The following is a 21,064-nucleotide window of genomic DNA, read 5'->3' as shown; positions in this document are numbered from 1 at the left end:
TCCCCGTGGCCACGACACCCGCACCGCCCCACGCGCCCCCGAAGCCCACCTGGGACCCCAGAAGGCCGCAGCCGCCGTTCCCGTGGCTGCGCCCCACCATCCGCATACGGCTGACGCTGCTCTACGGCGGCATGTTCCTGATCGCCGGCATCCTGCTGCTGTCGATCATCTATCTGCTGGCCGCACAGGCGATCAGCACCGGCAACCAGCCGCTGTTCAAGATCGTAAGCGGTTCGGCGATCAAGGTCACCAGCGACAACTGCCCCGCGGTCACCGCGATCAACTCCGGGCCGGTGCCGCTGTCGGACTTCAACGACGCCATCGCCCACTGCGTGGACCAGCAGCGCCAGGCGGCCCTGGACAACCTGCTCAGCCGCTCCCTGCTGGCGCTCCTGGGCCTCGCCGTGATCGCCTTCGCGTTCGGCTACGCGATGGCGGGCCGTGTGCTCTCCCCGCTCGGCCGGATCACCCGTACCGCCCGCCAGGTCGCCGGCTCGGACCTCTCCCGCCGGATCGAGCTGGACGGCCCGGACGACGAGCTGAAGGAGCTGGCCGACACCTTCGACGACATGCTGGAGCGGCTGGAGCGGGCCTTCACCGCCCAGCAGCGCTTCGTCGGCAACGCCTCGCACGAACTGCGCACCCCGCTCGCGATCAACCGCACGCTCCTCGAAGTGCACCTGTCGGACCCGAACGCGCCGGTGGAACTCCAGCAGCTCGGCAAGACCCTGCTCGCCACCAACGAGCGCAGCGAACAGCTGGTCGAGGGGCTGCTGCTGCTCGCCCGCAGTGACAACCAGATCGTCGAGCGCAAACCGGTCGACCTGGCCGAGGTCGCCACGCAGGCCGTCGACCAGGTGCACGCCGAGGCCGATACCAAGGGCGTGAAGATCCGCGGTGAGCGCAAGCCCGCCGTGGTCCAGGGCAACGGCGTGCTGCTGGAACGGATCGCGCTGAACCTCGTCCAGAACGCCGTGCGGTACAACGTGCCGGAGGACGGCTGGGTCGAGGTGGACACCGAGATCGAGCACGGGCAGGCCGTGCTGACCGTCACGAACACCGGGCCGGTCGTGCCGGCGTACGAGATCGACAACCTCTTCGAGCCCTTCCGGCGGTTGCGTACCGAGCGGACGGGCAGTGACAAGGGGGTGGGTCTCGGCCTGTCCATCGCCCGGTCCGTGGCCCGTGCGCACGGCGGTCACATCCTGGCCCGGCCACGGGAGGGCGGTGGTCTGGTGATGCGCGTCACGCTGCCCCTGTGATCAGGCACGACACACGCGGGGGATGTTCGCTCCGCGCGGAATTTTCTGACCGCCGTCCATGGTTCTTCCTGTGTGATCGATCACATGGGCGGATTTCCGGTCATGTACGCACAGTGATCATGACAGAAGGTGGAAAGCCGGGAAAGTCCGGGTTTTCAGGGCTCTTGATCACGGGAAGTACACGGTGAGGCGCCTTTGAGGTGCGGCATTCGAACCGTGTACGGTCCTCACCGCCATCCAAGCCGGTCACTCTTGAGGGGCCGGGTTGGGTGTCGATTGAGTAACAGACCTTGATGTGAGGCAAAATCTCCGCCTCAGGTCGGGCACAAGTCCGGCCTCTCACGCGTTACGTGCGCTGGAGACACCGCAGACACCCAGAGGGGGAGAGCGACTATGGCAACCGATTACGACACTCCACGCAAGACCGACGACGACGTCGACTCGGACAGCCTTGAAGAGCTGAAGGCCCGGCGGAACGACAAGTCCACCTCGGCGGTGGACGTCGACGAGTTCGAGGCCGCCGAGGGCCTCGAACTGCCCGGCGCCGACCTCTCGAACGAGGAGCTGGCCGTCCGGGTGCTGCCGAAGCAGCAGGACGAGTTCACCTGCTCCAGCTGCTTCCTGGTGCACCACCGCAGCCAGCTGGCCAGGGAGAAGAACGGCCAGCCGATCTGCCGCGACTGCGACTGAGGACGGGTCGGCCGTGTCTGGCTCGACCCCTCCCCGGAAGCGCCGCTTCTCCCTGCGGAAAGCGGACCAAGGGCCGATCGGCGGCCCGCACGGCGCGCGTGACGGCGAGCGGGGCTCACCCTTGACGGGAGCCCCGCTCGAACCGGAAGCCGGCCGGGAGGACTCGCCCGCGCCGGCGCAGCACCCCGCACCCGTCGCCCGGCGGCGGGCGGCGGTCGTCCGCGACAAGGCCCGGGACATGGCCCGGGAAGGCGCCCGTAAGGGCGGCAGCCGGGCTCGCGCGGGCCTGGCGTACCTCGCGGACCGGATCATCGAGATCGCCCCGCGCATCCCCGTACGCGACCTCGCGACCCTGCGCGGGCAGTTCCCCGGCCTCGGGCCCGAGGAACTGGCCGACAAACTGGTGGCGGGCGCGGCGGCCGGCACCTCGACGGTCGGAGCCGGGATCGGGGCGGCGGCCATGCTGCCGGTGCCGCCGGCCATGCCGACCGAACTGGCCGCGGAGATCACCGGGGTCGCCGCGATCGAGCTGAAGCTCATCGCCGAACTCCACGAGGTCTACGGCGTACGCCCGCCCGGGAACCTCAAGACCCGCTCCGCCGCGTATCTGTCCTCCTGGTCGGGGGAGCGCGGCATCGACGTGCTGAAGCCGTCGACGTACGACACGGCCATGGGCGGCCACATGAAGCGCCGCATGCGCCAGCAGATCATGAAGCGGATGGTCCGCGACCTGCCCAACCTGATGCCGTTCATGGTCGGGGCCGCGGTCGGGGCGGTCATGAACCGCCGGGACACCAGGAGACTGGCGGCCCGCATCCGGGCCGACCTGCGCAAGATCCAGGTGCCCTGGGACGAGCTGCCGGAACTGCCGCCGCTGGAGAAGCCGGCGGAACCGCTGGACCTGCGCGGCCTGCCCGACGGACCCTAGGTGTGCTGTCCTCGGCAGCGCTCCTGTCCGGCCCGGTCCGGGCTGATCCGGCCTGATCCGAACGAAAGACCTTAGGCGTGCGCCGTGCGCGCCGCCTCGATCGCCGCGGCCAGCCTCTCCGGCTCCCGCGTCGACAGGTACAGGTACGGCGTCGGGTCCTCAGGGTCCGTGACCTCCACGCGCAGCGCCGTCGGGATGTAGGCGCGCAGCAGCAGGAACGCCCGGGTGTCGGCCTTGTACGTCCGCCAGGCGCGGGCCTCCTCCGCGTCCATGATCTGTGCCTCGCCCAGCGCCGCCACCGGGATCTTCGCCTCGCCCGCGATCAGCGAGTCCCCCACGACCCGGATGCGCGGGGAGCCGTAGGCGCTGGCCACCACCGCCGCCGCGGCCGTGCCGCCGACCAGTCCGCCGAGCAGCGGCAGCGTGCCGAAGGGCAGCAGTATCAGGGCGAACGAGACGCCCACCAGGAAGCTGATCAGCCACCACGAGCGGGGGGCGGTGAGGCGTTCTTCGTACGGGGTGGCGGAGAGCTGCATGCAGCCAAGCTTGGCACGGGATCCGCACGGCGCCGGAGCCGGGGCGTCCGGCGCGCAGCGCTGTCGTGCGGGGCGGTGGCGGGGGACGGGCGGCCGGGTAAGGTCTGCGGCTGTGAGTGGTAGTTCCGCAGCTCTTCAGCCCCCTGCCGACGCGGTGAAACCGGTACGGCACCCCGACGCGCCCGCGCCCGGGGAGCTCCTCGGCGCCCACTACGAACACTGTTTCGGGTGCGGTCCCGGACAGCCGCACGGACTGCACCTGGAGGCCCGGGCCGGCGAGGGCGTCTCGCTGACCGCCGAGTTCACCGTGCAGCCCGCCCACCAGGGCGCCCCGGGCCTCGCGCACGGCGGAGTGCTCGCCACGGCCCTGGACGAGACCCTCGGCTCGCTGAACTGGCTGCTGCGCACCATCGCCGTCACCGGACGGCTGGAGACCGACTTCGTGCGGCCCGTGCCCGTCGGCACCACGCTGTACCTGGAGGCCGAGGTCACCGCCGTCGCCGGGCGGAAGATCTACTGCACGGCCACCGGGCGCCTCGGCGGCCCCGGCGGACCGCTCGCCGTACGCGCCGACGCCCTCTTCATCGAGGTCAAGGTCGACCACTTCACCGACCACGGCCGCGAGGAGGAGATCCGGGCCGCGATGAACGACCCGGACCAGATCCGGCGCACCCGCGCCTTCGAGGTGAACCCGTGAGCCGAGACCCGCTGAACGTCCTGATCCGGCGCGTCGACGCGGACGTACCGCTTCCGGCGTACGAGCACCCCGGGGACGCCGGGGCCGATCTGCGCACCACCGAGGCGTGCGAGCTGGCGCCCGGAGAACGGGCCGTCCTGCCCACGGGTGTGTCGATCGCCCTGCCCGAGGGGTACGCGGCCTTCGTGCATCCGCGTTCCGGTCTCGCCGCCCGCTGCGGTGTCGCCCTCGTGAATGCCCCGGGGACGGTTGATGCCGGGTACCGTGGGGAGATCAAGGTGATCGTGGTGAATCTCGACCCGCGCGAGAGCGTGCGGTTCGAGCGCTTCGACCGGATTGCCCAACTGGTCGTCCAGCAGGTCGAGAGGGTCCGCTTCCAGGAGGTGGCGGAACTTCCCGGCTCCGCGCGGGCCGAAGGGGGCTTCGGGTCCACCGGTGGCCATGCCGCGGTGGGCGGCGAGAGCGGCACAAGCGGTCAGGCCGCCGAGGGCGGTCCGACGGGTGGGAATCGATACGCTTCGGTCGTATCCGACCGGGAAGGACAGTGACGTGTTCGGACGTCGCAAGAAGAAGGGTGCCGCCGAGGACGCGGCCGGCGAGGCCGAGCAGGTCGTCGACAGCGTCGACACCGAGGCGGACGAAGTGGAGGCCGGGCGCGAGCGCGTCCGGCTGGAGCCCGAGCCCAGGCCCGACGGGCCGTGGGACAGCAGCGAGGTGCGCGACCCGGCCGAGGGCCGCGTGGACCTCGGCGGTCTGTTCGTACCGGGTGTCGACGGCATGGAGCTGCGGGTCGAGGTCGCCGGGGACGCCATCGTCGCCGCGACCGTCGTGCTGCGCGACAGCGCCGTCCAGCTCCAGGCGTTCGCCGCGCCCAAGCGCGAGGGCATCTGGGGCGAGGTCCGCGAGGAGATCGCGTCCGGCATCACCCAGCAGGGTGGCATCGTCGACGAGGTCGAGGGCCCGCTCGGGTGGGAGCTGCGCGCCCAGGTTCCGGTGCAGCTGCCCGACGGCACCGGCGGCTTCCAGGTCGTCCGGTTCGTCGGCGTGGACGGCCCGCGGTGGTTCCTGCGCGGGGTGATCTCCGGCCAGGGCGCGGTGCAGCCGCAGGCGGCCGGGCTGCTGGAGCAGATCTTCCGGGACACCGTCGTGGTCCGCGGCGAGGGCCCGATGGCCCCGCGCGACCCGATCGTCCTCAAGCTGCCCAACGACGCGCAGATGGTTCCCGAGGGGGTCCAGCAGGAGGAGGGCTCGCGGTTCTCCGGGGGGATGGGGCAGTTGCAGCGAGGCCCCGAGATCACCGAGGTCCGCTGACGGCTTCGGCAGCGATACACGGGCCGTGCCCCTCGGGGGTGCGGCCCGCTTTGTGCGCGGTCGCGCCGTCGGGGTGCCCGGCCGCTACCGGGCGCGGGTCCGCCGTGGTCGCTCGCGCAGGTCCCCGCGCCCCTTCCGGGGCGCCGTCCCCTCCGGTGATACTGGCGGCCGGTCGATGGGGGAGGGGCATGAGCGGTCAGGTCGTCACCGAGACCATGGTGCGGGTCGAGGGCGTGCACAAGTCGTACGGCGCGGGGGCCGCCGCCGTGCACGCGTTGCGCGGGGTGTCCTTCGAGGTGCCCCGCGGGGAACTCGTGGCCCTGAAGGGGCGGTCGGGGTCCGGAAAGACCACCCTGCTGAACATCGTCGGCGGGCTGGACACCCCCGACCGCGGCCGGGTGGAGGTCGAGGGGCGGGACCTCGCCCGGCTCGGCGAGAGCGAGCTGCTGCGGCTGCGGCGGGACCGGGTCGGGTTCGTGTTCCAGTCCTTCGGGCTCATCCCGATCCTGAGCGCCGCCGAGAACGTCGGCGTACCGCTGCGGCTGCGCCGGGCCGACCCGCGCGAGCGCGAGGAGCGGGTCGGACTGCTGCTCTCCCTGGTGGGGCTCGCCGGGCACGCGGCCCAGCGGCCCGGTGAGCTGTCCGGCGGCCAGCAGCAGCGGGTCGCCATCGCCCGCGCCCTCGCCAACCGGCCCGCCCTGCTCATCGCGGACGAGCCCACCGGCCAGCTCGACGCCGAGACCGGGCACGCCGTCATGGAGCTGCTGCGGGCCGTCGTCCGCAGCGAGCAGGTCACGGCGCTGGTCGCCACGCACGACGCGACCCTGCTGGACCTGGCCGACCGGGTGCTGGAACTGCGCGACGGGGAGATCACCGAGCACTGAGCCGCGCCGCCCGGCGGGGCCATCAGGGTTGCGTCAAAGTTGCGGGCCGCTCCCGCTCCCCGTCCCGTTCGCCGTGGTCGTGGGCCGTAGGGTCGACGCTGCGTAAGCGACAGGCACGGGAAGACAATGGGGCCATGGCACGCGGCAAGCTTCGGATCTACCTCGGTGCGGCACCGGGCGTGGGCAAGACCTACGCGATGCTCGCCGAGGCGCACCGCCGGGTCGAGCGGGGCACCGACTGCGTGGTCGCGCTCGTGGAGAGCCACGGCCGGCCGCGCACCGAGGTGATGCTGCACGGCCTGGAGCAGGTGCCGCGCAGACGGCTGGAGTACCGGGACGCCGTCTTCGGCGAGATGGACGTCGAGGCCGTGCTGCGCCGGGCGCCCGCCGTCGCCCTCGTGGACGAGCTGGCCCACACCAACATCCCCGGCTCCCGCAACGCCAAGCGCTGGCAGGACGTGGAGGAACTGCTGGCCGCCGGCATCGACGTGGTCTCCACCGTCAACATCCAGCACCTGGAGTCACTCGGCGACGTGGTCGAGTCGATCACCGGGGTGCGGCAGCGGGAGACCGTCCCGGACGAGGTCGTACGGCGGGCCGACGACATCGAGCTGGTCGACATGTCCCCGCAGGCCCTGCGCCGCCGCATGGCGCACGGCAACATCTACCAGCCGGACAAGGTCGACGCGGCCCTGTCCAACTACTTCCGCCCCGGCAACCTCACCGCCCTGCGCGAGCTGGCGCTGCTCTGGGTGGCCGACCGGGTCGACGCGTACCTGAACGCCTACCGCAGCGAGCACCGGGTCTCGGCGATATGGGGCTCCCGGGAGCGCATCGTGGTGGGCCTGACCGGCGGTCCCGAGGGCCGCACCCTGATCCGCCGGGCCACCCGGCTCGCCGAGAAGGGCGCCGGCGGCGAGGTCATGGCCGTCTACATCGCCCGCAGCGACGGGCTGTCATCGGCCTCCCCGAAGGAACTGGCCGTCCAGCGCACCCTGGTCGAAGACCTCGGCGGAACGTTCCACCAGGTGGTCGGCGACGACGTCCCGGCCGCCCTGCTCGACTTCGCGCGCGGGGTGAACGCCACCCAGATCGTGCTCGGCTCCTCCCGCCGCAAGGCCTGGCAGTACGTCTTCGGGCCCGGCGTCGGCGCCACGGTCGCCCGGGACTCCGGCCCCGACCTGGACGTGCACATCGTCACCCACGAAGAGGTCGCCAAGGGTCGGGGACTGCCCGTGGCCCGGGGCGGCCGGCTCGGGCGGGCCCGGATCATCTGGGGCTGGGCGGTCGGCCTGGCCGGTCCCGCGATCCTCGCGGTGCTGCTGAACACCGTCGACCTCGGCCTCGCCAACGACATGCTGCTGTTCCTGGCCGTCACCGTCGCGGCGGCCCTGCTCGGCGGCCTGCTGCCCGCGCTGGCCTCGGCGGCCTTCGGCTCGCTGCTGCTGAACTACTTCTACACCCCGCCGCTGCACCGGCTGACCGTCGCCGACCCCAAGAACATCGTCGCCATCGCGATCTTCTTCGGGGTGGGGATGGCGGTCGCCTCGGTGGTCGACCTCGCCGCCCGGCGCACCCACCAGGCCGCCCGGCTGCGCGCCGAGTCCGAGATCCTCTCCTTCCTCGCGGGGAACGTGCTGCGGGGCGAGACGAGCCTGGAGGAGCTGCTGGAACGGGTCCGCGAGACCTTCGCCATGGAGTCGGCCGCCCTGCTGGAACGCGCGAGCGACGTGGCGCCCTGGACCTGCGCGGGCCGCGCCGGCTTCGGGCCGCCGCTGGAACGCCCCGAGGACGCCGACGTCGACGTGCCCGTCGGCGACCACATGGCACTGGCGCTCACCGGCCGGGTGCTGCCCGCGGCGGACCGCCGGGTGCTCGCCGCGTTCGCCGCCCAGGCCGCCGTCGTGCTCGACCGCAGGCGCCTGAAGGAGGAGGCCGAACAGGCCCGCACGCTCGCCGAGGGCAACCGCATCCGCACCGCCCTGCTGGCCGCCGTCAGCCACGACCTGCGCACCCCGCTGGCCGGCATCAAGGCCGCCGTGTCCTCCCTGCGCTCCGACGACGTCGCCTGGTCCGAGGAGGACCAGGCGGAGCTGCTGGAGGGCATCGAGGAGGGCGCCGACCGGCTCGACCACCTCGTGGGCAACCTCCTGGACATGTCCCGCCTCCAGACGGGCACGGTCACCCCGCTGATCCGCGAGATCGACGTCGACGAGGTCGTACCGATGGCCCTGGGCGGCGTACCCGAGGACAGCGTGGACCTCGACGTGCCCGAGACGCTGCCCATGGTCGCCGTCGACCCAGGGCTGCTGGAGCGGTCGGTGGCCAACCTGGTGGAGAACGCCGTCAAGTACAGCCCGCCCGGACGGCCCGTGCTGGTGGCCGCGAGCGCCATCGCCGACCGGGTGGAGGTGCGCGTGGTGGACCGCGGCCCGGGCGTCCCGGACGAGGCCAAGGACCGCATCTTCGAGCCCTTCCAGCGGTACGGTGACGCACCGCGCGGTGCCGGCGTGGGGCTCGGCCTCGCGGTCGCCCGGGGCTTCGCCGAGGCCATGGGCGGCACCCTCACCGCCGAGGACACGCCGGGCGGCGGGCTCACCATGGTGCTGAGCCTGCGCGCGGCAGGACCGCGCCCCGAGCCGCTCCCCGCCGGGGAGTCCCGTACCGAACCGGAAAGGCAGGCCACATGGTGAGCCCGGCTGGGGGGAGCCCCCAGACCCCCGTGAGGGTGCTCGTGGTCGACGACGAGCCGCAGATCGTGCGCGCCCTCGTGATCAACCTCAAGGCGCGCAAGTACGAGGTCGACGCGGCCGCCGACGGCAGGACCGCGCTGGAACTCGCCGCCTCCCGCCACCCCGACGTGGTCGTCCTCGACCTGGGGCTGCCCGACATGGACGGCGTCGAGGTGATCAGGGGGCTGCGCGGCTGGACCCGGGTGCCGATCCTGGTGCTGTCCGCCCGCCACTCCTCCGACGAGAAGGTGGAGGCGCTGGACGCGGGCGCCGACGACTACGTGACCAAGCCGTTCGGCATGGACGAGCTGCTGGCCCGGCTGCGGGCCGCCGTCCGCCGGGCCGAGCCGGCCGGGCCGGGCGAGGACGACGTGACGACCGTGGAGACCGAGGGCTTCACCGTCGACCTCGCCGCCAAGAAGGTCAACCGGGGCGGCAGGGACGTGCGGCTCACCCCGACCGAGTGGCACCTGCTGGAGGTGCTGGTCCGCAACACCGGCCGGCTGGTCAGCCAGAAACAGCTGCTCCAGGAGGTGTGGGGGCCGTCGTACGGGACCGAGAGCAACTACCTGCGGGTGTACATGGCCCAGCTGCGCCGGAAGCTGGAGTCGGACCCGTCGCACCCGAAGCACTTCATCACCGAGCCGGGGATGGGATACCGGTTCGAGACGTGAACCGCCCCGCGGGGGAGGAGGCGCGCTGTGGACGTGAGCTGCGCTACGGCCGTGTCGGCGCACCCCGGTACGCTTCAGGTATGACTGCTGTTCCTCGTTCGGAAAAGCCGGCCGGCCGGTTCCGGCGCATGCTCGACCGGCTCTCCTCGTCGCAGGAGGACCTGGAGTCCGAGGAGCTGCGCGAGGACGCGGAGACGGCCGGGTGCACCAAGATCGGTGACTGTCACGACCGGCAGATCGTCACCGTAACTGGTACCTTGCGCACGGTCACCCTGCGCCCGCGTGCCGGAGTCCCGGCCCTGGAGGCCGAGCTGTTCGACGGCACCGCCGCGCTGGACGTGGTGTGGCTCGGCAGGCGCTCCATCGTGGGGATAGAACCGGGGCGCAAGCTGATCGCATCGGGCCGGATCTCGATGAGCCGGGGCCGCCGGGTGCTGTTCAACCCGAAATACGAACTGCGACCCCTCGGACGGGAGTAGCCGGTGACGTCCCTCGACAAGCCGACCCAAGACACCGACCAGACTCAGCCCGACGCCCGCGCGGTGACCGAGGCGGCGCTGTTCGAGGCCTTCGGCGGGGTCCGCGGCATGGTCGAGACGGTCCTGCCGGGCCTGCTCTTCGTCGCGATCTTCACGGTCAACAAGAACCTGCACATGGCGGCCATCGCCGCGCTGGCCCTGTCGCTGATCCTGGTCGTCGTCCGGCTGGCGATGAAGGACACCGTCAAGCACGCCTTCAGCGGTGTCTTCGGCGTGGCCTTCGGCGTCGCGTTCGCGATGTTCACCGGCAACGCCAAGGACTTCTACCTCCCCGGCATGCTCTACACGCTGGGCCTGGCGCTGGCGTACATCATCACGACGCTGGCCGGTGTGCCCCTGATGGGCCTCATCCTCGGCCCGGTCTTCAAGGAGAACCTCTCCTGGCGCACCCGCAACCCCGGCCGCAAGAAGGCGTACGCCAAGGCCAGCTGGGCCTGGGGCCTGATCCTGCTCGCCAAGTGCGCGATCCTCTTCCCGCTGTACTGGTGGGCCGACACCGCGCAGCTCGGCTGGGTCCTGGTCATCCTCAAGATCCCGCCGTTCCTGCTGGCGGTGTGGCTGACCTGGGTCTTCCTCGCCAAGGCGCCCGCGCCGATCGACGTGTTCGCGGAGATGGAGGCGGAGGAGAAGGCGGCCGAGGAGAGGAAGGCCGCCGCCGAGGCGGCCGGCGGCCGGCACCGCCGGGAGGACTGAGCGGGCTCCGGAGGGGCCGGGCGGACCCCGCCCGGAGACTCAGCGGTTCCACGACGACGAAGGGCGCCCCTGTTGCCAGGGGCGCCCTTCGTCGTCGTGCGGTCAGTCCTCGCGCCGCACCGACAGCAGGTCCTCCAGCTGCTCCTCCCGGGCCTGCGCGGCCACGAAGAGGAGTTCGTCGCCGGGCTCCAGGGAGTCCTCCTTGGAGGGCGTCAGCACACGGGTGCCGCGGATGATCGTGACCAGGGAGGTGTCCTCCGGCCACTGCACGTCCCCGACCTGGGTGCCGGCCAGCGCCGACTCCTCCGGCAGGGTCAGCTCGACGAGGTTGGCGTCACCGTGGCTGAAGCGGAGCAGCCGGACCAGGTCGCCGACGCTCACGGCCTCCTCGACCAGGGCGGACATCAGGCGCGGGGTGGACACGGCGACGTCGACGCCCCAGGCCTCGTTGAACAGCCACTCGTTCTTCGGGTTGTTCACCCGGGCCACGACGCGCGGAACGCCGTACTCCGTCTTGGCGAGCAGCGAGACGACCAGGTTGACCTTGTCGTCGCCGGTCGCGGCGATCACGACGTTGCAGCGCTGCAGCGCCGCCTCGTCCAGGGAGGTGATCTCGCAGGCGTCGGCGAGCAGCCACTCCGCCTGCGGGACGCGCTCGACCGAGATGGCGGTCGGCGCCTTGTCGATCAGCAGGACCTCGTGGCCGTTCTCCAGCAGCTCGCCCGCGATCGAGCGGCCGACGGCGCCGGCCCCGGCAATGGCGACCCTCATCAGTGACCGCCCTCCTCTTCCGGGCCACCGGCGAACGCCGCCTCGACCTTGTCCACGTCGTCCGTCCGCATCATCACGTGCACGAGGTCGCCCTCCTGCAGCACCGTCTGCGAGGTGGGCAGGATCGCCTCGCCCAGGCGGGTCAGGAACGCCACCCGGACGCCCGTCTCCTCCTGCAGCCTGCTGATCTTGTGACCGACCCACTTCGGGGAGGCGTGCACCTCGGCCAGCTGCACCCCGCCGGTGGGATCGCGCCACAGCGGCTCGGCCCCGGAAGGCAGCAGCCGGCGCAGCATCTGGTCGGCGGTCCAGCGCACCGTGGCCACGGTGGGGATGCCCAGACGCTGGTAGACCTCGGCACGGCGGGGGTCGTAGATCCGGGCGGCCACGTTCTCCACGCCGAACATCTCGCGGGCCACGCGCGCGGAGATGATGTTGGAGTTGTCGCCGCTGGAGACGGCGGCGAAGGCGCCGGCCTCCTCGATGCCCGCCTCGCGCAGGGTGTCCTGGTCGAAGCCGACCCCGGTGACCCGGCGGCCCCCGAATCCCGGGCCCAGCCGACGGAAGGCGGTGGGGTCCTGGTCGATCACGGCGACCGTGTGTCCCTGTTGCTCCAGGGTCTGGGCAAGAGCGGAACCCACTCTTCCACAGCCCATGATGACGATGTGCACGACCGTCCTTCCGGTGTCCAAAAGCTACTGCTCAGCATCAGGGTCTCAGACCGACGCCCAAAGCTACACACGGGCGCCACGCGGCGGGCACCCCTGTGCCGCGGGCGGTGGCGGGAGCCGTCGGCGAGTGATGCTGCGCACGCTGCACAAGGTCAGGATTCCGAGGCCGCCGAGGGCGAGCAGCGCCCCGATCAGCTCCGCGGTCGCGGGCATGGAACCTCCGAAGTGCGATGACAGGCGGGGTTTGCCATCTAGGCACGGCGGGCACACGAAGCACGGATTCCGTAGTTCCGTGCGCCCCCGATTTCACTCGTGAGGCAGATCCAGCACGCCGGGTGGGCGGGTGCCAGTTCGAAGGCTTACGATCCTCTCTCGTGTCCAAACTGACCGACGTGCCCAAACGGATTCTGATCGGGCGCGCACTGCGCAGTGACCGGCTGGGCGAAACGCTCCTGCCGAAGCGCATCGCACTCCCCGTCTTCGCTTCCGACCCGCTGTCCTCCGTCGCCTACGCGCCGGGGGAGGTCCTGCTGGTCCTGTCCATCGCGGGCGTGTCGGCGTACCACTTCAGCCCCTGGATCGCCGTCGCGGTCGTGGTGCTGATGTTCACCGTGGTCGCCTCCTACCGGCAGAACGTGCACGCCTACCCGAGCGGCGGCGGCGACTACGAGGTCGCGACCACCAACCTGGGCCCCAAGGCGGGCCTCACCGTGGCCAGCGCCCTGCTCGTGGACTACGTCCTGACCGTCGCCGTCTCCATCTCCTCCGGCATCGAGAACCTCGGCTCCGCGATCCCCTTCGTGGTCGAGCACAAGGTCTTCTGCGCGGCCGCCGTGATCGTGCTGCTGACGCTCATGAACCTGCGGGGCGTGAAGGAGTCGGGCAAGCTGTTCGCGATCCCGACCTACGTGTTCGTCGGCGGTGTCTTCATCATGATCGCGTGGGGCGCCTTCCGGGGTCTGATCCTCGGGGACACCATGCGGGCGCCGACCGCCGCCTACCACATCAAGGCCGAGCACCAGGGCCTCGCGGGCTTCGCGCTCGTCTTCCTGCTGCTGCGCGCCTTCTCCTCCGGCTGTGCCGCCCTCACCGGCGTCGAGGCCATCTCCAACGGCGTCCCGGCCTTCCGCAAGCCCAAGTCCAAGAACGCGGCCAACACGCTCGCCCTGATGGGTCTGCTGGCCGTCACCATGTTCTGCGGCATCATCGCGCTCGCCATGACCACCAAGGTCCGCATGGCCGAGCGGCCGGCCACCGACCTGCTGCACAACGGCGTCCCGCTCGGCGCCGGCTACGTCCAGAACCCGGTGATCTCCCAGGTCGCCGAGGCGGTCTTCGGCAAGGGCAGCTTCCTGTTCGTCCTCCTCGCCGCCGCCACCGCGCTCGTGCTGTTCCTGGCCGCCAACACGGCGTACAACGGCTTCCCGCTGCTCGGCTCGATCCTCGCCCAGGACCGCTACCTGCCGCGCCAGCTCCACACCCGCGGCGACCGGCTCGCCTTCTCCAACGGCATCGTGCTGCTCGCGGGCACGGCGATGCTGCTGGTCTTCATCTACGGCGCCGACTCCACCCGCCTGATCCAGCTCTACATCGTCGGCGTGTTCGTCTCCTTCACGCTCAGCCAGACCGGCATGGTCCGGCACTGGAACCGCCACCTCCGGGTCGAGAAGGACCCGGCCAAGCGCAGCCACATGGTCCGCTCCCGGGCGATCAACGCGTTCGGCGCCTTCTTCACCGGCCTGGTGCTCGTCGTCGTGCTGGTCACCAAGTTCACGCACGGCGCGTGGGTGGCCCTGCTCGGCATGTGCATCTTCTACGCGACGATGACCGCGATCCGGAAGCACTACGACCGGGTCGCCGAGGAGATCGCCGCGCCCGAGGGCCCGGCCGACGACATGGTCCGCCCGTCGCGCGTGCACTCGGTGGTGCTGATCTCGAAGATCCACCGTCCGACGCTGCGCGCCCTGGCCTACGCCAAGCTGATGCGCTCGGACACCCTGGAGGCGCTGACCGTCAACGTCGACCCGGCCGAGACCAAGGCGCTGCGCGAGGAGTGGGAGCGGCGCGGGATCGACGTACCGCTCAAGGTCCTGGACTCGCCGTACCGCGAGATCACGCGGCCGATCATCGAGTACGTCAAGGGCCTGCGCAAGGAGTCCCCGCGCGACGCGGTCTCCGTGATCATCCCCGAGTACGTGGTCGGCCACTGGTACGAGCACCTGCTGCACAACCAGAGCGCGCTGCGGCTCAAGGGCCGTCTGCTGTTCACGCCGGGCGTCATGGTGACCTCGGTGCCGTACCAGCTGCAGTCCTCGGAGGCGGCCAAGCTGCGGGCCCGCAGGCGCCAGGAGTGGAACGCACCGGGCGCGGTCCGGCGCGGCCCGGCGGTGGAGCGGCCGAAGGAGCCGTCGGCCAGGGACTGAGCCACCAGGGACTGAGCCACCGGGAACCGGGGCAGGGCTCGGCGGAGGTCTGGGGGCGTCGGGGGAGCCCTTGGCGGCTGGCGGAGGCCGGGGGTGGCGTCGGGGGCGCCTTCGGTCAGGCCCGGGGTGGCGTCGGCGGAGCCCTCGGGTGCGGTCCGGGGTGGGGTGGGGAGGCCGTAGACTGGTGGGCTGTTGTCGGGCCCGCCGGTGCGGGCCGCCCCCAATCCCCGATTTCCCGGTCTGGAGTCACCCCACCATGCAGGCAGAACCGACCAAGTCTCTGGTGGGCGAGGAGTACGAGGTCGAGATCGGCCCCGTCGCCCACGGCGGCCACTGCGTCGCCCGCACCTCCGAGGGACAGGTGCTGTTCGTCCGGCACGCGCTGCCCGGGGAGCGGGTGGTGGCGAGGGTGACCGAGGGGGAGGAAGGCGCCCGCTTCCTGCGCGCGGACGCCGTACGGGTCCTGGAGGCGTCCAAGGACCGCATCGAGGCCCCCTGCCCCTTCGCCGGCCCCGGCCGCTGCGGCGGCTGCGACTGGCAGCACGCCAAGCCGGGCGCCCAGCGCCGGCTGAAGGCCGACGTGATCGCCGAGCAGCTCCAGCGGCTCGCCGGCCTCACCCCCGAGGAGGCGGGCTGGGACGGCACCGTGGTCCCGGCCGAGGGCGACAAGCTGCCCGCCGGCCAGGTCCCGCAGTGGCGCACCCGCGTCCAGTACGCCGTCGACGCCGAGGGCCACGCCGGTCTGCGCCGGCACCGCTCGCACGAGGTCGAGCGCATCGACCACTGCATGATCGCGGCGGCGGGCGTGAGCGAGCTGGGCATCGAGAAGCGGGACTGGACCGGCATGGACACGGTCGAGGCCGTCGCGGCCACCGGTTCCCAGGACCGCCAGGTGATCCTCACCCCGCGTCCGGGTGCCCGCCTGCCGCTGGTCGAACTGGACCGGCCGGTGTCCGTCCTGCGGGTCGACGAGAAGTCCGGCGGAGTGCACCGCGTCCACGGCCGCCCCTTCGTCCGCGAACGCGCGGACGGCCGTACGCACCGGGTGGGCAACGGCGGCTTCTGGCAGGTCCACCCGAAGGCGGCGGACACGCTCGTCACCGCCGTCATGCAGGGCCTGCTGCCCCGCAAGGGCGAGACGGCCCTGGACCTGTACTGCGGCGTCGGCCTCTTCGCCGGCGCGCTCGCCGACCGTCTCGGCGAGAAGGGCGCGGTCCTCGGCATCGAGTCCGGCAAGCGGGCGGTCGAGGACGCGCGGCACAACCTGGCCGACTTCCCGCGGGTCCGCGTCGAGCAGGGCAAGGTCGAGTCGGTCCTGCCGCGCACCGGCATCAGCGAGGTCGACCTGATCGTCCTCGACCCGCCTCGCGCCGGCGCCGGCCGCGACACGATCGCCCACCTGTCCTCCCTCGGCGCCCGCCGCATCGCCTACGTCGCCTGCGATCCCGCTGCGCTGGCCCGGGACCTGGGGTACTTCCGGGAGGGCGGCTACCGGGTGCGGACGCTGCGGGCGTTCGATCTGTTTCCGATGACGCATCACGTGGAGTGCGTGGCGATCCTGGAGCCCGCAGCAAAGGGCTCCTGACCTGCCCCTTCCTCTGGAGTGCCGGGTCTCTGCCGGTCCTGCCGACCTGTTTCCACGGGGGCATGACGTGGGGCAGGCAGCATGCCCGACGTACGGGCGTGACCTATGGTCCCGGTCGGTGACGAGGAGATGGACACGTCATACCGCGCGGGCGTCCATCGCCGCGCTCCAAGGTGGCATGGCGGCGCTGAGGCGGTCCGATGTCGACGGACCGAATGGCGGTTGCGCCCTCGTCTGCTAGCGCAGTTGCGGCTTCCCCCGGTCAAGATGATCGGGGGCGGGGTGCCGTGTCCGTCGGTGATCAGGTGGTGTTGGGAGCCGACTCTGCCCCGTTCGACCGGCGAGGGGCCGGTGAAGCTCCCTTTTCCGAGGAGTCGAGCACGCAGCGGGAGCAGTCCAGCTTCCGTTCCGCGTTCAGCTCGGTCAGCAGCACCTCGTGCGGTTGCTGCCAGCCGGCAACGGCTTCCGGCCCGGATACCGGAACCGACGCTCTCTTCCTCGGTAACAGCGGCTCGATCCGCTCCCACGACTCATCCGACGACCCACGGTGATACCCCCACGCACCCGCAACGGCTAAACCTGCCGCACAGACATGGCCCACGGCACGAACGCAGGGGCGTCTAACGGGCTGAGAGCGACAGGGGTGGGGTCGGCCGTGGACCGGTGGATCCGCCCTCACCACGGCAAGAAGCGGACTTGAGCCACTGGTCCGGGGGACCGGCGGGGTACCGCCGCGCCGCCGGCTCGGTCAGCGCACTTCGGTGGCCCGATCGGTGTGGCGTCCGGGCTTGGAGGGAGCGACTACCGTCCGCTCCGTGGGCTGGTGATGGTACAAGTGACAGCTGATCAGGTCGGTGGCCGCGCGAGTACGGTGGAATGGCCTGCCCGGATGGACTTGGGGGAATTATGACGTTCGAGCAAGAGTGGGCCGAACTGCGCGCGGCGGCGGCCGAACGAACTGCCCTGCGGATCGACAGCGTTCCGGCCGACGGTGGCGGAGGTGGTGGCGTCGGGGAGCTGGTGGTCAATCGGGACGACCTCGGTGCTATCGGCAATGACGCGTACGACCTGCTGGGCCGGCTGGGCAAGGAGGGCGACATCGCCCGTTCTTCCACGTTCGACGCGGCGACGGCACTGACCAACGGAAACTTCGTGAGCGGTTCGGCCGTGCTGAAGGTGCACGATTTCTGGCAGACGCACCTGAAGACGCTGTTGGATGCCTGCGCGCAGATTTCGAACCACCTCGATTACAGCAAGGCCCGGCACGCCGAGGATGAGGCGAAGATCGAGGGAGATCTGATGCGGATTTCCGTGCTTACGGAATACCTGAAATAGTGCTCGGGGGGCGCACCACATGCTGAAGTACGAGGACATCATCGACGCCCCGGTGGCGAAGCTGAAGGCCGCCGCCGACGACTGGTCCGAGATGGCGGGGAAGCTGGAAAAGCTCGCCACCGACGCCGCCGACGGGATGAAGGCGAAGGCGGACAGGGCGGCCTGGGAGGGCGTCAACGCAGGGGTCACCAGAGCGTTCATCGGTAAGACGGCCAAGGAGTTCACGGACGCCGCGGCCGAGGCCAGGGGTGTGAAGCTGATCCTGGAAGAGGGTCACGCGGCCATCAAGAAGGCCAAGGACGACCTGGTCAACATCCGGGACCACGAAGGGCCCGCGGCCGGCATCCGCGTGGACGGCAAGGGCAGGGTCACGGCGCGGAACCCGTTGTCCGAGATCCCCGCGGCGCGGCACGACCCCGACTACAGCGAACTTCTGCAGCAGGAGAGGCGGAACATCGAGTCGTGGCAGAAGAGGATCGACCTCATCGTCGACAACTGCAACGACACCGACCTTGCCCTGAAGAACACCCTCGAGGCCAACGTCACCGACCGTAAGGACTTCGGCGCTCCGACGTACACGAAGCTGGACCAGGAGGAGGCCGCCCGCGCCGCCGCTCTGGCGGCCAAGGGCCGGGACATCACCCACGCCGAACTGCAGCAGCTCAACGAGCTTCTGAAGGACAACAGTTCGTCGGTGGAGTTCTCCAAGGACTTCTACGAGAAGCTCGGCCCCGAGAAGTCGCTCGCGTTCTTCGGCCAGCTCTCCACGGACACGTACGAGTACGGCAAGGTCGACCCGGAGCGCCTCAAGGACGTCCAGGAGCTCCAGAAGAACCTCGGCCTCAACCTGGCCACCGCCTCCCACGACAAGGAATTCACCGACAAATGGGGCCCGGAGCTCCGCAAGTTGGGTACGGAGCGCATTCCGCTGGCCAAGAACGACTACGGCGGGCCGTTCGGATACCAGCTGCTCGGCGGGATCATGCGGTACGGGAACTACGACGCGAGGTTCCTCAACCCGATCGCCGAACACGTGGCACAGCTGCACGCGAAGGAGCCGTACATGTTCGCCGACAACAAGGTGGTGAACAGTCCGTTCAAGAACCCCTTCAACCCCTCCGGGGTGAACGGAGCCGGCTACGACCCGGCCACCGCCATGCTGGAAGCGCTCGGCAACAGTCCCGAAGCGGCGAAGAAGTTCTTCACCGACCCCCCGACCGCGTACAACGAGGACGGCACGGTCAACCACGGCGCCGCGGCCGGCCTCGGCAAGGACAAGGACGGCAAGGCGATCGACAACTACCTCGATTTCTTCAGCAACGAGAAGTGGGAGTCCTTCCCCGACGTCAACTCGCTTGATCAGAAGGAGTCCAAGGCGTCGCTCGACCAGATGCCCGACGCCCTCGGCCACGCCCTGGAGGCAGCGACTCTCGGTTACCCGGCCGGGCACCCGGACGCTGGCATGGTGCGGGACGCGGACAACGCCGCGGTCATGCAGAAGGTCATGGAGAAGTACGGTGCGGATCCGGGTCTGCTCAAGAAGCACCACGAGGCGATGGCCGACAGCCTGGGCGTCATGGGCGCCGGTTACATCGACGACATCAACTGGGCGCTGGACAAGAACGATCCGGACAGCGTGTTCGCGCCGGGCAGGAATCCGGACGGGCACCTCGACTTCGCGGACACCGCGGACGGGAACGGACGGAGCGTCGTCCGGGGCTTCCTCAGCACCCTGGGCCAGCACCCGGACGCCTACGCGACGGTCTCGACCGCGGAGCAGGTTTACACCCGCAGCGCGCTGGAAGAGACGGTGGGCCCGGACGGAAGGATTCACGAGGGCTCTGCCAGGGCGACCGTGCGCGTGGGTGCCGAGGTGCAAGGCATGCTCGACCAGTCCCGGGCCGACCAGGTGGAGGCGACGAACCTCAAGACCCACGAGGACTACGAGAAGGCGGTCGCCAAGCGGTCGGGCTGGGTCGAGTTCGGGGCCACTGCGGGCATCGCGGCGGGCGTCGCCTTCCTTCCCGCGACCGCGGCCGTGGGAACGGCCGCGGTTCTCATTCCGCTGGCGACTGACACCGCCAGTGGTGCCGCCGAACAGCTCATCGGCCAGATGGTCGGCGACGTCTCCGACAACTCGGTGGATGAGCACAAGGAGAAGATGGAGGACCTCACAAGAGAGGAGAAGACCAAGGTTTACTCCGCTGGTGAAGGCATGGCCGAGGCCCCGATGGAGGAGTTCCTGGAGCGTCGCGGTGTGGGAAGGGACAGCGTTTTCAGTCAGGACCTGCACGAATCGTTGCTGATCGGCTACGGGGTCGGCAACGACCGGGAGAACCAGCAGGGAAACGACCCGGAGACGGGCTGAGGCCGGCAGACGGCCGAGGACACGTGAGGATGCGGACAGTGATCAGTCGTAGGTCGGTACGCGGGGGGCTTCTCCCGGCGGCCGTGGCCGGCTCGTTGTTTCTCGGGGCCACGGGTTGTGGAGGGGTCGGAGACGCGGACGGGACTCCGAAAACTCCGAAGGACTACAAGGTCGTTGCGGGGAAACAACTCTGCGGTGGCGATGCCATGTCCGCTGACGCGTCCAAGGCACTGAAGGTGATCACGGGGTCGTCGCGGTTCGAGGCGTCGGCGGAGAAGTACACCGTGGCGAAGGCCGCGGCGAGCCTTGTCGGAACGTTCCCGGGCTCCACCGTGCCCAAGGACGCCTGCCGTGTCTACACGCCCATCGGTACGCCGGACTTCGAGCTCAGGATCACCTGGGACCTGGCCGACAACGCCCCGACGGGCCCCTCGGCCCCGCAGTTCACCGAGTTCAAGATGGGGGAGCGGGCCGTGGCCGCGGCGGACAAGGCGTACGTCTTCTTCGCGTGCCGGAGCGACAGGCTGTCCGACTCCTCGGAAGTGGCCCACATCATCGTCGGCGTGGAGCGCGGGGGCATGCCCAAGCCATCCGAGGGCGACGGGGAGACGTTGAAGGACGCCTACGCGACCGTGGCCCATTCCTTCTCGCTGGCCATGGCCAGGGAACTGCGCTGCGAGAAGAACGGCGGGCTCCCCGCGAAGCCCGTGCTGGATCCCGCGTAGCCGCTGACGAACGCGGAAACGAGCATGATCAGGCGGTCCTCCTCTGTCCGGAGGAGGGCTGCCTGCAGTATGCGGTGTGCCACGGACGAGCGGTGCACGGGCCCCGTCTCCAGGGCGCGCCGACCTCGCGCTCGCCCACGACTTCGACCCGGTCCGCCCCCCGTACCGGGCGATGAGGAGAAACCTTCCCCGGTGGGGACCCGGTCGGGGTCTGCCGTCGGCAGCGAGCTTCCACTCGGC

19 protein-coding genes and 1 pseudogene are annotated in these 21,064 nt (G+C 70.7%); 16 read left to right on the top strand and 4 right to left on the bottom strand.

What is annotated here, in order from left to right; genetic code table 11:
- Positions 1 to 5 precede the first annotated feature (5 nt).
- The 3 genes from AB0947_RS01930 to AB0947_RS01920 all read left to right on the top strand — a co-directional run bounded on the left by AB0947_RS01930 (position 6) and on the right by AB0947_RS01920 (position 2,880).
- Complete coding sequence (locus AB0947_RS01930; protein ID WP_366748322.1) at positions 6 to 1,262, top strand: HAMP domain-containing sensor histidine kinase; 1,257 nt, start codon at positions 6 to 8, stop codon at positions 1,260 to 1,262.
- Positions 1,263 to 1,655: 393 nt separating this feature from the next.
- Positions 1,656 to 1,952: a DUF4193 domain-containing protein gene (locus AB0947_RS01925; RefSeq protein WP_171152140.1), complete on the top strand. Its 297-nt coding sequence runs from the start codon at positions 1,656 to 1,658 to the stop codon at positions 1,950 to 1,952.
- A gap of 13 nt (positions 1,953 to 1,965) precedes the next feature.
- The gene (locus AB0947_RS01920) at positions 1,966 to 2,880 is read left to right on the top strand and encodes a hypothetical protein (RefSeq protein WP_366748321.1); all 915 of its coding nucleotides are present in this window, start codon (positions 1,966 to 1,968) and stop codon (positions 2,878 to 2,880) included.
- Between the two features lie 71 nt (positions 2,881 to 2,951).
- On the opposite strand, the gene AB0947_RS01915 is transcribed toward AB0947_RS01920, so the two are convergent.
- Positions 2,952 to 3,416: a DUF3093 domain-containing protein gene (locus AB0947_RS01915; RefSeq protein ID WP_366748320.1), complete on the bottom strand. Its 465-nt coding sequence runs from the start codon at positions 3,414 to 3,416 to the stop codon at positions 2,952 to 2,954.
- Positions 3,417 to 3,528: 112 nt separating this feature from the next.
- Between AB0947_RS01915 and AB0947_RS01910 the strand changes: the two genes are divergently transcribed.
- From AB0947_RS01910 to AB0947_RS01875, 8 genes are all read left to right on the top strand, one after another.
- Positions 3,529 to 4,113 carry a PaaI family thioesterase gene (locus AB0947_RS01910; protein WP_366748319.1) on the top strand — a complete coding sequence of 195 codons (585 nt, stop codon included), beginning with the start codon at positions 3,529 to 3,531 and terminating at the stop codon, positions 4,111 to 4,113.
- Positions 4,110 to 4,661 (top strand): dUTP diphosphatase, encoded by a 552-nt coding sequence (gene dut, locus AB0947_RS01905; RefSeq protein ID WP_189814050.1) that lies wholly within the window; start codon positions 4,110 to 4,112, stop codon positions 4,659 to 4,661. The genes AB0947_RS01910 and dut overlap by 4 nt, the downstream gene beginning before the upstream one ends.
- Position 4,662: 1 nt before the next feature.
- A complete protein-coding gene (locus AB0947_RS01900) occupies positions 4,663 to 5,424 on the top strand; it encodes a DUF3710 domain-containing protein (protein WP_366748318.1) in 762 nt (253 codons plus the stop codon).
- Between the two features lie 188 nt (positions 5,425 to 5,612).
- On the top strand, positions 5,613 to 6,308 hold the full coding sequence (locus tag AB0947_RS01895; protein ID WP_366748317.1) for an ABC transporter ATP-binding protein: 696 nt from the start codon (positions 5,613 to 5,615) through the stop codon (positions 6,306 to 6,308).
- 134 nt (positions 6,309 to 6,442) lie between these two features.
- Positions 6,443 to 9,001, top strand: coding sequence for a sensor histidine kinase KdpD (locus AB0947_RS01890; protein ID WP_366748316.1), 2,559 nt, complete (start codon positions 6,443 to 6,445; stop codon positions 8,999 to 9,001).
- Positions 8,995 to 9,714: a response regulator gene (locus tag AB0947_RS01885; protein WP_366748315.1), complete on the top strand. Its 720-nt coding sequence runs from the start codon at positions 8,995 to 8,997 to the stop codon at positions 9,712 to 9,714. The genes AB0947_RS01890 and AB0947_RS01885 overlap by 7 nt, the downstream gene beginning before the upstream one ends.
- Before the next feature lie 80 nt (positions 9,715 to 9,794).
- On the top strand, positions 9,795 to 10,193 hold the full coding sequence (locus AB0947_RS01880) for an OB-fold nucleic acid binding domain-containing protein (protein ID WP_171152122.1): 399 nt from the start codon (positions 9,795 to 9,797) through the stop codon (positions 10,191 to 10,193).
- Between the two features lie 3 nt (positions 10,194 to 10,196).
- On the top strand, positions 10,197 to 10,946 hold the full coding sequence (locus AB0947_RS01875) for a DUF3159 domain-containing protein (protein ID WP_366748314.1): 750 nt from the start codon (positions 10,197 to 10,199) through the stop codon (positions 10,944 to 10,946).
- 102 nt (positions 10,947 to 11,048) lie between these two features.
- On the opposite strand, the gene AB0947_RS01870 is transcribed toward AB0947_RS01875, so the two are convergent.
- Both AB0947_RS01870 and AB0947_RS01865 read right to left on the bottom strand, forming a co-directional pair.
- Positions 11,049 to 11,717, bottom strand: coding sequence for a TrkA family potassium uptake protein (locus AB0947_RS01870; RefSeq protein WP_014675525.1), 669 nt, complete (start codon positions 11,715 to 11,717; stop codon positions 11,049 to 11,051).
- The gene (locus tag AB0947_RS01865; protein WP_196943819.1) at positions 11,717 to 12,388 is read right to left on the bottom strand and encodes a TrkA family potassium uptake protein; all 672 of its coding nucleotides are present in this window, start codon (positions 12,386 to 12,388) and stop codon (positions 11,717 to 11,719) included. Before AB0947_RS01865 ends, AB0947_RS01870 begins: the two co-directional genes overlap by 1 nt.
- Positions 12,389 to 12,762: 374 nt before the next feature.
- Between AB0947_RS01865 and AB0947_RS01860 the strand changes: the two genes are divergently transcribed.
- Both AB0947_RS01860 and AB0947_RS01855 read left to right on the top strand, forming a co-directional pair.
- Complete coding sequence (locus tag AB0947_RS01860) at positions 12,763 to 14,811, top strand: APC family permease (protein WP_366748313.1); 2,049 nt, start codon at positions 12,763 to 12,765, stop codon at positions 14,809 to 14,811.
- 256 nt (positions 14,812 to 15,067) lie between these two features.
- Entirely contained in the window at positions 15,068 to 16,396 is a 1,329-nt protein-coding gene (locus tag AB0947_RS01855; RefSeq protein ID WP_366748312.1) for a TRAM domain-containing protein, read from the top strand.
- 245 nt (positions 16,397 to 16,641) lie between these two features.
- Here the strand turns inward: AB0947_RS01855 and AB0947_RS01850 are convergent.
- Positions 16,642 to 16,986: pseudogene (locus tag AB0947_RS01850) on the bottom strand (IS5/IS1182 family transposase); the annotation flags it as partial.
- Positions 16,987 to 17,302: 316 nt separating this feature from the next.
- Here AB0947_RS01850 and AB0947_RS01845 point away from each other — a divergent pair.
- From AB0947_RS01845 to AB0947_RS01835, 3 genes are all read left to right on the top strand, one after another.
- Positions 17,303 to 17,731 carry a hypothetical protein gene (locus tag AB0947_RS01845; protein WP_366748311.1) on the top strand — a complete coding sequence of 143 codons (429 nt, stop codon included), beginning with the start codon at positions 17,303 to 17,305 and terminating at the stop codon, positions 17,729 to 17,731.
- A gap of 19 nt (positions 17,732 to 17,750) precedes the next feature.
- Complete coding sequence (locus AB0947_RS01840; RefSeq protein ID WP_366748310.1) at positions 17,751 to 20,099, top strand: hypothetical protein; 2,349 nt, start codon at positions 17,751 to 17,753, stop codon at positions 20,097 to 20,099.
- Positions 20,100 to 20,305: 206 nt separating this feature from the next.
- Positions 20,306 to 20,824 (top strand): hypothetical protein, encoded by a 519-nt coding sequence (locus tag AB0947_RS01835; protein ID WP_366748309.1) that lies wholly within the window; start codon positions 20,306 to 20,308, stop codon positions 20,822 to 20,824.
- The last annotated feature ends 240 nt before the right edge of the window (positions 20,825 to 21,064 follow it).

The organism is Streptomyces sp. NPDC047841 (assembly GCF_040704085.1).
GTDB lineage: Bacteria > Actinomycetota > Actinomycetes > Streptomycetales > Streptomycetaceae > Streptomyces > Streptomyces argyrophylli.
The sequence above is the reverse complement of the archived record's forward strand: the minus strand, read 5'-3'. Positions and strand labels throughout refer to the sequence as shown.